Source organism: Corallococcus sp. CA041A (genome assembly GCF_003612075.1).
Lineage (GTDB): Bacteria > Myxococcota > Myxococcia > Myxococcales > Myxococcaceae > Corallococcus > Corallococcus exiguus.
This window is the reverse complement of record NZ_RAWF01000235.1, coordinates 1-15,531: the sequence shown is the minus strand read 5'-3', so window position 1 is coordinate 15,531 and position 15,531 is coordinate 1. Positions and strand designations below refer to the sequence as shown.

16 protein-coding genes are annotated in these 15,531 nt (G+C 67.5%); 11 read left to right on the top strand and 5 right to left on the bottom strand.

Going from position 1 to position 15,531, the window contains the following annotated elements:
• From D7V77_RS32110 to nagZ, 4 genes are all read left to right on the top strand, one after another.
• On the top strand, nt 1-1,007 hold a 1,007-nt coding region (locus D7V77_RS32110; protein ID WP_199733924.1), incomplete at its 5' end, for a MoxR family ATPase.
• A 13-nt stretch (nt 1,008-1,020) separates the two neighbouring features.
• Nucleotides 1,021-1,902: a DUF58 domain-containing protein gene (locus D7V77_RS32105; protein ID WP_120580093.1), complete on the top strand. Its 882-nt coding sequence runs from the start codon at nt 1,021-1,023 to the stop codon at nt 1,900-1,902.
• Nucleotides 1,899-3,998: a BatA domain-containing protein gene (locus D7V77_RS32100; protein WP_120580092.1), complete on the top strand. Its 2,100-nt coding sequence runs from the start codon at nt 1,899-1,901 to the stop codon at nt 3,996-3,998. Before D7V77_RS32105 ends, D7V77_RS32100 begins: the two co-directional genes overlap by 4 nt.
• 91 nt (nt 3,999-4,089) lie before the next feature.
• Complete coding sequence (nagZ, locus tag D7V77_RS32095) at nt 4,090-5,199, top strand: beta-N-acetylhexosaminidase (RefSeq protein ID WP_120580091.1); 1,110 nt, start codon at nt 4,090-4,092, stop codon at nt 5,197-5,199.
• Here the strand turns inward: nagZ and D7V77_RS32090 are convergent.
• From D7V77_RS32090 to D7V77_RS32075, 4 genes are all read right to left on the bottom strand, one after another.
• Nucleotides 5,196-5,570: a hypothetical protein gene (locus tag D7V77_RS32090; protein ID WP_147452226.1), complete on the bottom strand. Its 375-nt coding sequence runs from the start codon at nt 5,568-5,570 to the stop codon at nt 5,196-5,198. The genes nagZ and D7V77_RS32090 overlap by 4 nt on opposite strands.
• A 136-nt stretch (nt 5,571-5,706) precedes the next feature.
• A complete protein-coding gene (locus D7V77_RS32085) occupies nt 5,707-6,228 on the bottom strand; it encodes a hypothetical protein (protein WP_126933910.1) in 522 nt (173 codons plus the stop codon).
• A gap of 229 nt (nt 6,229-6,457) precedes the next feature.
• Nucleotides 6,458-7,099, bottom strand: coding sequence for a thioredoxin-dependent thiol peroxidase (gene bcp, locus D7V77_RS32080; protein ID WP_120580088.1), 642 nt, complete (start codon nt 7,097-7,099; stop codon nt 6,458-6,460).
• 57 nt (nt 7,100-7,156) lie between these two features.
• Entirely contained in the window at nt 7,157-7,654 is a 498-nt protein-coding gene (locus D7V77_RS32075; RefSeq protein WP_120580087.1) for a hypothetical protein, read from the bottom strand.
• 57 nt (nt 7,655-7,711) lie between these two features.
• Between D7V77_RS32075 and D7V77_RS32070 the strand changes: the two genes are divergently transcribed.
• Nucleotides 7,712-8,353 carry a hypothetical protein gene (locus D7V77_RS32070; protein ID WP_120580086.1) on the top strand — a complete coding sequence of 214 codons (642 nt, stop codon included), beginning with the start codon at nt 7,712-7,714 and terminating at the stop codon, nt 8,351-8,353.
• A gap of 54 nt (nt 8,354-8,407) precedes the next feature.
• Here the strand turns inward: D7V77_RS32070 and D7V77_RS32065 are convergent, their stop codons facing one another.
• Nucleotides 8,408-9,730: a response regulator gene (locus tag D7V77_RS32065; RefSeq protein WP_120580085.1), complete on the bottom strand. Its 1,323-nt coding sequence runs from the start codon at nt 9,728-9,730 to the stop codon at nt 8,408-8,410.
• Nucleotides 9,731-9,855: 125 nt separating this feature from the next.
• Between D7V77_RS32065 and D7V77_RS32060 the strand changes: the two genes are divergently transcribed.
• The 6 genes from D7V77_RS32060 to D7V77_RS32035 all read left to right on the top strand — a co-directional run bounded on the left by D7V77_RS32060 (nt 9,856) and on the right by D7V77_RS32035 (nt 15,286).
• Complete coding sequence (locus D7V77_RS32060; RefSeq protein WP_120580084.1) at nt 9,856-10,188, top strand: MXAN_6627.5 family MYXO-CTERM protein; 333 nt, start codon at nt 9,856-9,858, stop codon at nt 10,186-10,188.
• A 33-nt stretch (nt 10,189-10,221) separates the two neighbouring features.
• The gene (locus D7V77_RS32055) at nt 10,222-11,262 is read left to right on the top strand and encodes a class I SAM-dependent methyltransferase (RefSeq protein ID WP_120580083.1); all 1,041 of its coding nucleotides are present in this window, start codon (nt 10,222-10,224) and stop codon (nt 11,260-11,262) included.
• A gap of 51 nt (nt 11,263-11,313) precedes the next feature.
• Nucleotides 11,314-11,940 carry a Uma2 family endonuclease gene (locus D7V77_RS32050; protein ID WP_120580082.1) on the top strand — a complete coding sequence of 209 codons (627 nt, stop codon included), beginning with the start codon at nt 11,314-11,316 and terminating at the stop codon, nt 11,938-11,940.
• A 53-nt stretch (nt 11,941-11,993) separates the two neighbouring features.
• A complete protein-coding gene (locus tag D7V77_RS32045; protein WP_120580094.1) occupies nt 11,994-13,745 on the top strand; it encodes a metallophosphoesterase in 1,752 nt (583 codons plus the stop codon).
• A gap of 7 nt (nt 13,746-13,752) precedes the next feature.
• A complete protein-coding gene (locus D7V77_RS32040; RefSeq protein ID WP_120580081.1) occupies nt 13,753-14,595 on the top strand; it encodes an HAD family hydrolase in 843 nt (280 codons plus the stop codon).
• A gap of 103 nt (nt 14,596-14,698) precedes the next feature.
• Nucleotides 14,699-15,286, top strand: coding sequence for a Uma2 family endonuclease (locus tag D7V77_RS32035; protein ID WP_120580080.1), 588 nt, complete (start codon nt 14,699-14,701; stop codon nt 15,284-15,286).
• Nucleotides 15,287-15,531 lie beyond the last annotated feature (245 nt).

Genomic DNA, 15,531 nt, shown 5'->3' with positions numbered 1-15,531 from the left:
CTCTCCCCCCGTCCGACGCAACCCCCGAGGACCTGCGCGCCGTCGAGGAGCTTGCCCAGGCCCGCAACGCCATCGTCGAGCAGATTGAAAAGCGCGTCGTCGGCCAGCGGGACGTGGTGGAGCACCTGCTGATTTCGCTCTTCAGCCGCGGCCACTGCCTCTTCGTGGGCGTGCCGGGCCTGGCGAAGACGCTGCTCATCTCCACGCTGGCGGACGTGCTCAACCTGTCCTTCAACCGCATCCAGTTCACGCCGGACCTGATGCCGTCGGACATCACGGGCACGGACATCCTGGAAGAGGACAAGACCACGGGCCGCCGGTCGTTCCGCTTCATGCAGGGCCCGCTGTTCGCGAACATCATCCTCGCGGACGAGGTGAACCGCACGCCGCCCAAGACACAGGCCGCGCTCCTCCAGGCCATGCAGGAGTACCGCATCACCGCCGGCGGCCGCACGTACCCGCTGGAGCTGCCCTTCCTCGTCTTCGCGACGCAGAACCCCATCGAGCAGGAGGGCACCTATCCCCTCCCCGAAGCGCAGCTGGACCGCTTCATGTTCCTGGTGGACGTGGGCTACCCCACCGCCGAGGAGGAGGTGCAGATCGTCAAGAGCACCACCGCCGGCGCGCCGCCGAAGCTGGAGAAGATTCTGTCCCCCGAGCGCATCCTGGCCCTCCAGGAGCTGGTGCGCCGCGTGCCGGTGCCGGACCACGTGGTGCGCTACGCGGTGGAGCTGGTGCGCCACACGCGTCCCAAGGAAGCGGGCGCGCCGGACTTCGTGGCGAAGAACGTGTCCTGGGGCGCGGGCCCTCGCGCGAGCCAGTACCTGGTGCTCGCGGCCAAGGCGCGCGCCATCCTCAACGGCCGCTTCGTGGCCACGGTGGAGGACGTGCGGGCGCTGGCGAGGCCCGTGCTGCGCCACCGCGTGCTCCCCAACTTCACCGCGGAGAGCGAAGGCATCACGTCCGTGAAGCTCATCGACCAGCTCCTCACGGTGGTGAAGGGCTAGGCGCTTCCACCCCATGTCGCTGCTCGACGCCCAGACGCTGTCCCGCCTCCAGGGCGTGAAGCTGCGCGCCCGCGCCGTGATGGAGGGCGTGCTGTCCGGCCTCCACAAGAGCCCCCATCAGGGCCAGAGCGTGGAGTTCGCCGAACACAAGGAGTACGCCCCCGGCGACGAGCTGCGCCACCTGGACTGGAAGGCCTACGGCAAGTTCGACAAGTACTACGTCAAGCGCTTCGAGCATGAGACGAACCTGCGCTCGGTGATGGTCGTGGATGCGTCCGCGTCCATGGGCTACCAGAGCGGCGCGATGTCCAAGCTGGAGGTGGCCAAGACGCTCGCGGGCGCGCTCAGCTACCTGCTCGTGCGCCAGCAGGACGCGGCGGGCCTGGCCGTCATGGTGGGCGGCGCGTTCAAGGACGTCCCGCCCCGAGCCTCCGCCGGACACCTCAACGTGCTGCTGGACGCGCTGGAGCACACGGAGGCCAAGGGCCCCACGGACCTGGGCAGCGCGGCGGATCACCTCGCGGAGGTGCTGCCCCGGCGCTCCACGGTCATCGTGCTGTCGGACCTGCTGGATGAACGGCAGGAGGCGCTCAAGCGCATCCTGGCCCTGCGGCAGCGCAAGAACGACGTGGCGGTGTTCCACCTGGTGGATCCGGCGGAGCTGACGTTCCCCTTCGACGACCCCACCCTCTTCCTGGACATGGAGGGCGAGGGCCGCATCGAAGTGAACCCGCGTGAAATCAAGCAGAGCTACCTGGAGGAGTTCGGCGCGTTCCTCGCGGACGTGAAGGCGAAGTGCGCCGAGGCCGACGTGGACTACGAATTGGTACGCACCGACGAGCGGCTGGATGAGGTGCTGCTGCGCTTCCTGGGACGCCGAGGGAGGCGCCGGTGACGTTCGGCAACCCGTGGTTCCTGTTGGGCGCGCTGGGTGCGCTCATCCCCGTGCTGGTGCACCTGTTCGACCGGCGCCGGCCGAGGGCGCATCCGTTCGGGCCGCTCGCGTTCGTGTTGCGCAGCCAGAAGCGCACGGCGAGCCGGCTCAAGCTGAAGCGACTGCTCCTGTACGCGCTGCGCACGCTCATCCTGCTGGCGATTCCCATCGCGCTGGCGCGACCGGAGCTCACCCGCGACGCGCAGGCGGCCACGGTGACGCGCGGCCCTGCGGCCACGGCGGTCATCCTGGACGCATCGCTGTCCATGCGCTGGTCGGACGGCACGTCGAACTTCGAGAAGGGCCGCGACGAGGCGCGCGACGCGCTCAAGGACCTGCTGCCGGAGGAGCCCGCGACGGTGATGGTGTGCACGGCGTCCCCGGAAGCGCCCCAGCCGCCGGGCTTCGACCGGGCACGGCTGCGCGCGCTGGTGGACGAGGCGAAGCCCACCTACGGCACGGCGGACCTGTCACGCTGCCTGGACATGGCCGCGCGGTCGCTGGAGGAGAACCCGATGCCGGGCAAGCGCCTGGTGGTGGTCTCCGACATGACGGTGTCCGGCTTCCGGCTGGAAGCGCCGCCGCCCACGGTGAAGGGGCCCACGGGCGCCATGGTGAAGCCGGAGGTCGTGCTGCGCGACGTGGCGTCCGGGCGCGAGTCGCTGGACAACCACGCGCTGGTGGACCTGCGGGTGGAGCCCGCGCTGCAGGCGGGGCCGCGCGCGTACCAGTTCACCTTCACGGTGCGGAACTTCGGCGCGAAGGCGGCCAAGGACCTGGAGGCCGCGGTGCGCGTGGGCGAGTCCACGCTGGCCAAGGGCTTCGTGGACGTGCCCGCGGGCGGCACGACGCAGAAGACGCTGACGGTGCGCTTCCCGCAGGGCGGCACGGTGGTGGGCCAGGTGACGCTCGCGCCGGACTCGCTGGCGGAGGATGACCGGCGGTCCTTCGTGCTGCCGGTGCCGCGCGGGTTGAAGGCGCTGGTGGTGAACGGCTCGCCGCACGCGACGCGCTACCGGGACGAGGCCTTCTTCGTGGACGCAGCGCTCACGTCGCCGGGCTCGCCGGTGGACGTGGCGGTGCGCGACGCGGAGGTGGGGCTGCGCGAGGACTTCAGCGCGTATGACCTGGTGCTGCTGCTCAACACGACGGCGCCGTCGGCGGAGGAAGCCCAGAAGCTGACGGCCTTCGTGGAGAACGGCGGCGGCCTCTTCGTGAGCGTGGGCGACCACGTGAACCCGGAGGCGTACAACCAGCGGTTGGGCACGCTGCTGCCGCGCCCCCTGCGCCTGGTGCGCACGAGCGCCGAGCGCGAGGACCCGGACGCGGAGACGAAGACGGCGAAGCTGGCGCAGGTGAAGGTGGACCATCCGCTGTTCGCGCCCTTCACGGGCCGCGCGGAGGAGGGGCTCATCGGGGCGCGCTTCTACAAGTACATGCTGCTGGAGGCGGACAGCCCGTCCGCGCCGGGCACCAGCCAGGTGCTGGCCACGTACGAGGACGGGGCGCCCGCGGTGGCGGTGGCGCGCCGGGGCAAGGGGCGCGTGGCGCTGTTCACCAGCACGGTGGACCGCGACTGGAGCGACTTCGCCATCCGCACGAGCTTCCTGCCGCTGATGCAGCGCTTCGCCGCGTACCTCACGGGCTCACTGGAGGAGCGCGAGGAGGTGCGAGTGCGCGTGGGCGAGACCGTGACGCTGCGCCCGGAGGGCACGCAGAAGGTGGCGGGCGTGCGCGCGCCGGACGGCAGCGAGCTGCCGGTGAAGGCGCAGCCGGACGGTTCGTTCGTGGCGGGGCCCACGGTGGAGCCGGGTGTGCACGCGGTGCTGGGCTCGGACGGGAAGCCCGTGGCCGCGCTGGACTTCGCCGCCACGCTGGATCCGGCGGAGAGCGACCTGACGCGCGTGCCGCCGGACACGCTGACGGCCTACTTCGGCGAGGACACGGTGAAGGCCTCCACGGGGGACGCGGACAAGCCCGCAGTGCCGCTGTGGACGTGGCTCATCCTGGCCGCGTGCCTGGCGTTCTTCTTCGAAGGCACCCTGCTCCGGAAGTAGCCCCGGCCGCTCCGCGCCCTGACAGGCAGCCGACGCTCGGGGAACGCATCCGCTGCCCCATGGGCGGCGGGCTCTGCCACACTGCGCGGCCGTGAGCCCTGCTTCCGCCCTCTATCGCGACTGTGCCCGCCTCTTCATGGTGGGCTTCCCTGGCACCCGCATCGACGCCGACTTCGCGGCGCTGATGGACGATGGCATCTACGGCGCCATCCTCTTCAAGCGCAACGTGGGCACCGCGGCGGAGACCGCGGCGCTGTGCCGTGACATCAAGACGCGTGCGGGCCGGCCCTTCATCCTCTCCGTGGACCAGGAGGGTGGCCGGGTGGCGCGCCTTCGCGGTGAGCCCTTCACCGCCCTGCCTCCCATGCGTGAGCTGGGACAGCGCGGCGACGAAGCCCTGGCCGAGCGCGTGGGCAGGCTGCTCGCGCACGAGCTGCGCGCCGTGGGCTTCGACTGGGACTTCGCCCCCGTGCTCGACGTGGACACCAACCCGGCCAACCCCGTGATTGGCGACCGCAGCTTCAGCCGCGACCCCGTGGAGGTGGGCCGGCTGGGCGTGGCGCTCGCCAGGGGCCTGGAGGCCGGCGGCGTGGCGTCCTGCGGAAAGCACTTCCCCGGCCACGGCGACACGACGACGGACAGCCACCTCACGCTGCCGAAGCTGCCGCACGACCTGGAGCGCCTGCGCCGCGTGGAGCTGGTGCCCTTCCAGGCCTTCGCGAAGGCGGGGCTCGCGTCGCTGATGACGGCGCACGTGCTGTTCGACGCGCTGGAGCAGGGCGTGCCGGCGACCATGAGCCACCGCGCGCTGCACGACCTGCTGCGCAAGGAGCTGGGCTTCGACGGCGTGGTCGTCAGCGACGACCTGGAGATGAAGGCCATCGCGGACCACTACTCCGTGGCGGAGGCCGCGGTGCAGGGCACGCTCGCGGGCGTGGACCTGTTCCTCGTGTGCCACCAGGCGGACGTGCAGCGCACCGCCATCGAAGCGCTGGTGAAGGCGGTGGAGTCCGGCCGCGTCCCGCGCGAGCGCATCACCGAAGCGCACCGGCGCCTGGACGCGCTCGCCGCCCGCTTCGCGCACCCCGCCGAGGACCGGCTCGCCACGCTGGGCGATGCGGAGCACCGCTCGCTGGCGCAGGGCCTTGCCAGTGCCTTCACCGGCAAGGACCCCACGGAGGTCATGCTCGCGTCGCGTTAGTGGGTGGCCCTCCTGGAGCCCAGCTCGGAGCCCTGCCCCATGGGGCCCTGGAAGCGGTCCGCCCCGCCCCGGTCTCCGGGCACCGGCTCCTGGGGCGTGCTGAAGCCGGGGGCGCCAATCTGGTTCTGCTGGCCCATGTGGGCTCCGGTGCCGGCCGGTTCCGGCGCGGTCGCCTTCGCGTTCGTGGACGTGCTCGCGCCCGAGCCACCCGTTCCCGGCGGCGCGGGCTGCTGCGTGTTGGCGACGCCTTCGTAGCGACTCCCCGCGCGCGGCATCGTGGGCTTGTCACGGTTGCAGCCGGGGCCGACCAGCGCGGCCGTCGCGGCGCACACCGCCACCAGCGTCCAGTGATGAAGCGTTCTTGAGTGCATGGCCTGCTCCTCCCGGAAGCCATCACGGCCTCGACAGAAGGAGTGACCACCCCAGCGCCCCACCGGGAGTGGCGGGGCTGGAGGACGGACGCCCGTTGGCACGCTGGCCCGCGGGCGCCCCTGGACTTCCGTCCAACTACCGGTCGTGCAGGTAGACGGGCGGGCTGACGTAGGAGTACGGCGCCTCGAAGCCGCGCGTGGGCTCGTTCGCGGTGGAGACGTGCCAGCCGCCCAGTCCTTCGGCCGCGGGCGAGTAGGTCGCCCCGCCGAACAGGCCATAGCGGTGCGCCATCATGCCGCCCGCGTCGTCCCACTTGGAGTTGTCGGACTTGCCCGACTTCGCCGGCGTGCGCGGGTCGATGCTGGAGCCGATCTTCTCGATGGTGGAGTTGTAGCCCCGGTCCACCGTCAGCACGTGGGCGGGCAGCTTCGCGGCCGCGTCACCGTGGTGCGCGTCGGCGGGGTTCTCGTGCCCCTGCTGCTCGGCCACGTTGTAGACGGCCTCCGGCTGCGTCCCACGCTGCGCGAAGGCATTGCCCCGCGGCTCATCCGGCTGCTTGCCGCCCGTCTCCGGCAGCCCGCCACAGGCCGTGCCCAAGAGCACGCCCGCCGTCAGCGCCGCCGCTCCCATCCACCGCTGAATGCCTCGCTCGCGCATGTTCGTCGTCTCCGCCATCCCCGAGGAATGGTCATGCCGACCTCGCCTACCACCGGGCATCCACCCGAGGGCAGGCCCTGCCGGCCGCCCGCTGTCCGGCCCAAGGGCCGACAGGGCTTCATCGTGAACGGCCAGCCCCGCCCGGAAGGAGAGGAGCCAGCCACGGGCGCAGGCATACACGGTCCCGGCCTCCCTGTCCCGCCAGGAGTGCGCCGGCGCCCGCCCCGCTTCAGGCGCGCGCGCCCTTCCGGGCCTTCTTTGCCGCCGGGGCCTTCTTCGCCGCCGGTTTCTTGACAGTCGCTGGCTTCGCCTCCGCCGCGGCCTTCTTCGCCGCAGGGGCCTTCGCCGGAGCCTTCACCGGAGCCTTCGCCGGAGCTTTCGGGGCCGAAGCCGCGTCGGAGGACGATCCGCCCTGGAGCGTGGACAGGACCTCCGCGACGTGGCCGGCCACCTTCACCTTGGGCCACACGCGGACGACCTTGGCGTCCGGGCCAATGAGAAAGGTCGCGCGGATGAGGCCCATGAACTTGCGGCCGTAGAGCGACTTCTCCCCCCACACGCCGTACGCGTCCGCCAGCGCGTGGTCCGGATCCGCCAGGAGCGAGAACGGCAGCCCCTGTTTCGTGGCGAACTTCTGGTGGGACGCGACGCTGTCCGGCGACACGCCCAGCACCACCGCTCCGGCCTTCACCAGCGCGGAGTGCTCGTCGCGAAAGTCGCACGCCTCCGTGGTGCAGCCGGGGGTCGCGTCCTTCGGATAGAAGTAGAGGACGACGTGCCGTCCCTTGAACTGCGAGAGGGAGACGGTGGCGCCGCTCTGGTCGGGGAGCGAGAAGCCGGGGGCCTTGTCACCTGATTGGGGCATGGGCATGCGTCGGCTCCATACCCAGACCCCGAGGGCTTCTCAACTCCACGCACGCCGGGAACTTCAGCGCGCGCCCTCGCCCGGCGCATGGACCTCTTCGCCCGGCGGGTGGTCGTGGGCCTCCAGCCGGACCAGCTCCGCCTGGCAGCTCTCCAGCACCTTGCGCAGCACGCTGCGCGTCGCGTCCGTGTTGGCCTCGCCCATCTTCTTCGCGAGCGATTCACACGCGGCGCGCTTGGCCTCCACGTCGCTGGCGCCCTTGCCCGTCGCACCGGGCCGGGCCAGGGGGCGCGGTGGAATCTTCTCCTGGGCGGCCTTCAGCGCGGCCAGGCGCTTGTCGGCCTCCGGACGGGCCTTGGAGTCCTTGGGGACGGCCTCGAACTGGGCGGCGACCTCCGTCCACGCCGGGTCCTGGGCGCCGAGGTTCTTGTTGATCAACTCCTGGTAGCGCGCCTCGGCCTGCTTCAGCTGCTCCGGACCGGGGTCGGTGGAGCAGCCCGACAGTGCGAGCAGACCCGCGAGCAGCAGCGCGGCGGAAGTTCGGGGATGGGCAATGCGCATGGTGTGGGACGTCCTCCTGCTGGCCACAGGGTTAAACCACGGCTAGGGTGCGCCGTCGTGGCTCCCATCCTGCTCGCCTTCCTGCTCGGCCTGACTCAAGGCCTGCTCCACGCCCTGGGGCCGGACCACTGCGCCGCCATGGCCACGCTCGGCACCCTGGGTGGCGGCCGGCGCCGCGTCGCCATCATGACGGCGCTGCGCTTCGCCCTGGGCCACGCGGCCATGCTGGGCGGCATCGCGGCGGTGTGCCTCTTCGCGGGCGTGGGCCTGTCGGAGACCTTCGAGCGGTGGGCGGAGGTGTTCGGTGGCGCGGTGCTGGTCGCGCTGGCCGTCACCGCCCTGATCTTCCCGCACAGCCTGGACCACGGCCACCCGCACCTGCCCGGCCACGACCGCGAGCCGCACGAGCACGTGCACACCGTGAGCACCGCCGCGGGCGCCTTCATGGCCGTGAGCGGCGTGCGGTCGCTACTCATCGCGCTGCCCCCGCTGCTGGTGGGCGGCAGCATGAGCCTGTCCGCGTGGACGTACCTGCCCGGCTTCGCGCTGGGCATCCTCATCGGCATGGGCGCGGTGGGCCTGCTGTTCGCGGAAGGCCTGTCGCGGGCCAACGCGCGCATCAGCCTGTGGATCCAGCGCGGCGTGGCGCTGGGCTCCGGCGCGCTGGGCCTGTTCTGGATCGGCTCGCGGCTCGTCTGAAGAAGCACCGTGGGCCCGGAAGCACTCCAGGCCCACTTCCAGGCACCGGAAGCGCTACGAGCGCTTGTCCAGGATGCCCAGCGCCATCATCGACACCAGGAAGCCGTAGACGACGTGCTCCGGGCGGTTGGCGAACGCGAGCAGCTCCGCCACCACGCGGTTGCCATCGATTTTCGGCAGCAGCTCCGCCTCCCAGCGCTCCAGCTCCACCTCGTTGAGGCCATAGGCGGGGGCGACGGCGGGGATGAGCCGGTCCTCGGGCTGGAGCAGGCGGCGCAGGCGCTCCGGCTTGTAGAGCTTCTTGATGCCCCGGACGATGAGGTTCGCCGGGTGCACGTCCAGCTTGATGGACTCCGCGGAGGCCTTCTCCTTGAAGCTCATCACGTACGTGCCCTCCTCCCAGGAGAAGAGCGAGTAGATGATGGCCTTCACCTGCTGGCCCACGTAGTACAGCCGCTCCGTGTCCTTGAGCAGGGCGCGCTCCACCAGCACGTCACCGGTGCGCCGGTGGCTCTGCGCGGCGACGGCGGACGCGTCCTGGAGCTGCTCGGGTTTGATCTTCCCCACGCGCACCAGGAACTGCCCGAAGCGGTCCGCCAGCAGGTTGGAGAGCGCGAACACCGGGGTGCCGTTCTCGAAGTAGACGACCTTCTTCACCTTGCCGCGCTGCACGCCCAGCTCGCCCGTCTCGCGCGACAGGTAGAAGGCGGTGAGCAGCGAGGGCAGGTTGTCCTTCAGCTCGCCGCGGCGGCTGCCCGGAGCGCCCGCGCCCACCGGCAGCGGATCCGGCGGGCGGCCCGGCGTGGGGGGCCGCACCTGGGTGGTGGACACCTTCTGCATGGGCGTGGCGGTGAGGTTGGCGCCGCGGATTTCGGCCGTGAGGTTGCCGCCGCCGGTGACCTTGATGCGGCCGGTCAGCTCCATGGCGTCCTGCGGGCCCTCCTCCTCCACGTCGATGTCCAGCTCCACCTCGAAGGCGTCGGCCATGGAGGCGGCGGGGACCTTCTTCTCCGCGGGCAGGACCTTGGCCACGGCCTCCAGCAGCTTCTGGGCCTCGAAGGGTTTCTCGAAGTAGCCGGCGGCCTGGTACTTCTGGCGCGCTTCGGTGGCGTGCTTGCCGCCCTTGAAGACGCCGGTGATGAAGAGCAGCGGCAGCTGGGGGTTGTCCTTCCGCAGCGTGTCCGCCAGGTGGTAGCCCATCATGTCCGGCAACAGGATGTCCAAGACAGCACAGCCGGGGGGCTGGGCGCGGGCGGCCTCGATGGCCTGCTTGCCACGGCTGGCGCCCACCACCTCATACCCGGCGTCCTCGAACAGCTGCGTGAGGAGGGAGAGGAGCTCCTGGTTGTCGTCCACGACGAGGATTCGAGGCGCCATCGCGGGGGGACCGTAGCAGATTCGGACGCCCGGGCGGCCAGCGTTTCCAGGGAACCCCGGAAGGCCGCCCGCTTCAGACGATGGATGCAAGCGCCCCGCTGGGGCGTTAGGGTGTCGCCCGCCTCATGTCCTCCCTTCTCGCCCGCATCCCCCCGGCAGCGCTCCTGGCCGGACTCCTCCTGTTCTCACCCCTGGTGGCGTTGGCCCAGGAGGGCCCGCAGCAGGACGCGGGTCAGCCGGACGATCCGAACTCGCCGGAAGGGGACGACAACACCGGCCGCGTGCCCACGGACTGCCGCAGCACCAGCGACTGCGCGCCGCGCTTCAGCTGCAACACGGGCAAGTGCAAGTACACCGGCATCCGTCAGGCGGAGACGCAGGGCTGTCTGCTGGGCCCGCAGGCGGCGCTGATGGTGCTGGGCGTGGCCGCCGTGGCAGGCTCGCGGCGCCGCCGGTAGCCGGCAGGCCCCCACCCCAAGGAGCGACGCGCGATGCGGCTGGGCCTGAAGGCAAGCAACCTCCTGGAGCGGGTGGCGGACTTCCTCAATCTGGCGCCCCAGCCCCTGGCGCACGCCTTCTTCGGGATGATGGCGTCGCGGACGCTGATGGCCGGGGCCCGGCTGGGCGTCTACGCGGCGCTGGCGGACGGCGCGGCGACGGCGGAGGCGCTGGCGGCGCGGCTCAAGACGAGCACGGAAGGCATGCGGGCGCTCCTGGAAGCGCTCATCGCCTGCGAGGTGGTGGAGCTGAGCCGGGGCCGCTTCCGGCTGGCGCCCCGGGCGCGGCGGTGGTTGGACCCGCGCTCGCCGCAGGCCATCACGGCGTTCCTGGAGTTCAACTACGCGCAGTGGGACTGGTGGGGGCAGCTGGAGAACGCGGTGAAGAGCGGGCAGTCGGTGGACATCCACCAGTTCGCTCCGGACGACCCGCGTTGGCGCGACTACATCCAGGCCATGTACCAGCTGGCGCGGCTGGCCTCGCCGGAGGTGGCGGCGGCCATTCCCCTGCCCCGGGGCGCGAGGCACCTGCTGGACCTGGGCGGCGCGCATGGCTGGTACGCGGCGGAGCTGTGCCGGATGCACCGGGGGCTGAAGGCCACGGTGGTGGACCTGGAGGGCAGCGTGCGCGTGGGGCGGGACATCATCGCCCAGGCAGGGCTGTCACACCGGGTGACGCACAAGGAAGGGGACGTGCTGACCGCGGAGCTGGGCGGGCCGTATGACGGCGCGCTGCTGTTCCAGGTGATGCACCACCTGACGCCCGCGCAGAACGTGGCGCTCCTGCGGCGCGTGCGAGGGGCCATGGTGTCCCGGGGAACGCTGGCGGTGCTGGAGTACCTGCGCGAGGAGCGGGACACCGAGGGCACGTCCGCGCCGCTCATCGGGTTGCACTACTTCCTCACGTCCGGAGCGGCGTCCTACACACCCGCGGAGGTCGAGGGCTTCCTGGATGACGCGGGTTTCAAGGTACAGAGCACGCGACCCATCCGGCATCTGCCATTGCAGACGTTGATCATCGCGCAGCCGGACTGACGGTCCCGGCGCCGGCTTGTCAGACGGTGGAGGTAACCCCACACTTCGGGCATGGCCTATGGCGCGAAACCACTCGGGGGTCCGGCGACCCTCGCTGACATCGAGGCCCTGCCCGAGGGCGTGGTGGGCGAGATCATCGATGGGACGCTGTATACGCATGCGCGGCCCCGGGCCGGGCACATGGACCTGGTGGGTGCGCTGATTGATGGCCTGCGAGGCCCCTTCCAGCGCGGCCAGAACGGTCCAGGCGGTTGGTGGGTGCTGGCGGAGCCGGGCATCCAGGTGGAGGGAGCGCCGGAGTTCAATCCGGACCTCGCTGGGTGGCGGCGCGAGCGGATGCCCGTGCTGCCCGGTGGAAGGTGCAAGGTCGTCCCGGACTGGGCCTGCGAAATCCTGTCACCTTCCACTCGGGCCTACGACACGCGCATCAAGCGGCCGTTCTATGCGCACATCGGCATCCAGCATCTCTGGTTCATCGACCTGGAGGCACGCACGCTCACCGTGAGCGAGCTGCGCGACGGACGTTGGGTGGAGATGGGCGTGTATGGCGACGGCGATGTCATCCGCGCGGCGCCATTCGATGCCATCGAACTGCGGCTGAGCGAGTGGTGGGAGGCACGGAGCGCAGCCGACCTCGCAGACGACCCGATTCATTCCTCCCCCAACTATAGTCCATAACCGCCCTCACCAGCACTGCAATTCACTCCACCCACCCAAGACAAGACAGAAAAATGACCAAGCGCACAAATAGCCCCAAAAAACGCAAATCCCGCTCTACGACCCGTTCCCCGACCGTATCAACTGCCATTGAAGCAACCACCGCCCAATTTGGCTTTCTCTTCCGCTTTCGCGACCTAATTGCCCCCACCATAGCCGCGCACAAAGAAATCATCGACAAGCATGGCAAATGCTGGTGGGGCTGGTGGAAACGCCCCCTCGAAGACGCGCGCTCCGAAGTCTGGAGTTCACTTGAGAAACAACTCCAGACATCAGGGAGCACAAAGATCGGCCTATTCGACTCAGGAACCGACAAGATCTACATCGCAACAATCAACAAAATACTTCCACCCGAAACAACCGGCGACGAGAGCGCCCCCATTGCCCTCCCTACCAATGACCAAAAACTAGTGCCGAAATATTATCGCGACAGCCCATTCAGTCGCGCCTGGATAAGAATAACAAAAATAGAAACATACGGCGGAAAATTCTTTAGAGAATGGTCGTACGCGGCACCACCCACAATCCCAAACCAAAACCCCACAACCCTAGAAAGACTGCACAACAAGATAATACCCGATGGCAGCGAACTCAGGGCTATGGATACAACCATCTGGAGCGTGCGCCCGAAAAGCATCGGAGACAAGGAAGAGACAGTAATCACGGCAGGCGGCGGACCAGTTACAGCAATTAGCTCCACGCCTATCCCCAGCCACGGAGATTATATTCTCCACATATCCGATCCGCACTTCGCAACGGGGATCCACCGCACAAAACATATCTGGAGGCTCGATGCCGAGCCAGACAACGGAAAACCAACACTCTCTCAGCAGATACTCTCAGCCGTCGGCAACAAGAAAATCGGACTCATAATACTAAGCGGAGACCTTACCTTCTCTGCGACGGACGAGGAGTTCAGCGCCGCCAACGCTTTCATCTGGACGCTCTTAGGCAGACTCAATCTTGGTCCATCCCACGTCATCGTGGTCCCGGGAAACCATGACATAAAATGGACAAAGAACGAAACCTACACAGAAGGCGCAGCACTCGAAGTAACAAGCGAAGAAGCCACCGCAAGCTACAGGACATTCTATCAAAAACTATTCGGACACCAACCCCACGTAAACCTATGCATGGGTCGCCGCTACGTGCTCGCAGGAACATTTGTTGTCGACATCTGCGGCCTAAACTCCACATCGCTTGCCACAGGCAAAAACTTCCTCGCGGGCATTGGACGAATTGAACAAAGCGCCTTTGAGAATGTCAAAGAGGGACTAGGCTGGACAACCGATGCAGGCCTCGCCCTAAGGATACTTGTTCTACATCACCATTTGGTACCAATTGAAAATCGAGCCCCGGCTGAAGAGTTCCACCATGGTTTCGGGATGGCCATTGATGCACCTCGAATCCAGCGTCTTGCGGCAAGCTCCGGCGTCCGGCTATCCATACACGGTCACAGACATCAGCCTTTTATCTGGCAATCCGACGTCTACGAACTCCCCAATGTCGATTTGATCGGAATGTCCTCCGGAAGGATGACAATCATTGGTGGTGGTACCGCTGGGTCCGTGGACGCACCAGATCAATTTGTCCACTTCAATCTTTTTCGCATAAGCGCCGAATCCATTGAGCTTCATCCTTTTCGCTCACAGGCAATGGGGGTCTTCGATCCGGCTCCAGCATGGAAAGCACCCTTACTCCTAGAGGGCGCCCCTCGCCGTTTGTCCATCGGTAACTGGGTTCGAGATCCATCCCTCAAGAAGTGAGCCCGCCATGCGCCTCTTAATCACAGATCTCGACAACACTCTTTACGACTGGGTTTCTTTTTTTGCACGCGCCTTCGAAGCAATGGCGCACGAGCTAACAAAGACCCTTGAATTAGACCCCCAATCACTGTTCCAAGAGTTCAGAGAGGTACACAGAAAACACGGCGACTCGGAATACCCCTTTGCCGTTTTTGAGCTTCCTACTGTCAAGGAGAAGTTCGGAACTCTCCCCGAGGCTGACCTCAAAAAAAGGCTCGACTCATCTCTCCACGCATTCAACTCCGCAAGGCATAGAGAGCTACGTCTCTACGACTCAGTAGAAACCACACTAAAGGAGCTATCCAAAAACAATGTTCTTGTCATTGGTTACACCGAAGCCCTGGCTGAAAATGCCCATTTTCGGCTCCAGAAATTAGGAATTGCTCAGTATTTCCATCGTCTCTATGCCCTTGAGGCAAAGATTCCACTTCCTCCACGGGCCACATCCGACACGTCGGAAAAATCAGGATTCATCAAGCGTGTTTCTCGCGATGAGCGCAAGCCCAATCCAGCACTTTTGACTGATATCTGCGCACAGGAACACATTTCCCTACAAGAGGCCTGCTACGTAGGAGACAGCCTTAGTCGCGACATACTCATGGCACAGTCAGCAGGAGTTACCTCTGCCTGGGCAGAGTACGGGACCAAGTACGATCCCAGTCTATGGGGCACGCTCGTCAAGATATCTCATTGGACAGAAGAAGACATTGCTCGCGACTCCGAGTTGCGTCGCCAAACAAAAGCAGCAAAACCAGACTACATTATCAACTCTTTCTCCGACCTGATCCCGATAATGGCGGACGAAAAATAGTCCCCCCAATCGCTTCAACACGGCTAAATTCTCCCACGCTGGCTCGACCAAAAGCAGTTCATTCCCACCGCCACCACTGCAGGGTGCACATCTCCTCTTTCACATGCCCATTGACACAAACCCGATCAAATATCTGGCAACCTTCGCAGACATCGAGACCCTGCCTGAAGGCGTGGTGGGAGAGATCATCAATGGGACGCTGTATACCAACGCCCGGCCACGCGCCGCGCATGGCCATTTCGAGTACAGGCTCCTCCGGGAGTTGGATGACGCATTCCAGTTAGATCGTGAAGGGCCGGGCAGTTGGTGGCTGCTGGCAGAGCCGGGCATCCGGGCGGGTGGCTCCCCGGAGTTCAGTCCAGACCTCGCGGGCTGGCGCCGCGAACGGGTGCCCCTGATGCCCCAGGGACAGTGGACGGATGTTCCCGACTGGGCGTGCGAAATCCTGTCGCCGACCACGCGGGCCTATGACACGCGCATCAAGCGGCCGTTCTACGCACGCATCGGCATCAAGCACCTGTGGTTCGTGGATCTGGACGCGCGCACGCTCACCGTGAGCGAGCTGCGGGACGGGCGCTGGTTGGAGATGGGCGTCTACGGCGAGTCCGATGACCTCATCCGGGCCCCGCCCTTCGAGGAGCGGGACCTGCGGCTGGGCTGGCTCTGGAAGTCCCTTCCGCCTCCGGGCTAACGCGGCTTCGGCCTGCGCGCGGCCCGCTCGCGCTCGAGTTGCAGCTCACGTTCGACGACTTCGCGGTGGAACTTCGCGAAGTTCACGGGCTCCATCAGACGCCGTCCCGGGTTCGGGCGTAACCGTCCGGCCAACGATGTGCCGTGAGGGATTGCCGGGGGAGCGGTTCGCGGCGGACGCTTCCGGGCATGGCGAAGCAGGTGGAGAAGCCGGAGTGGGCGCGCATCGCGGAAGCCTTCGAGGCC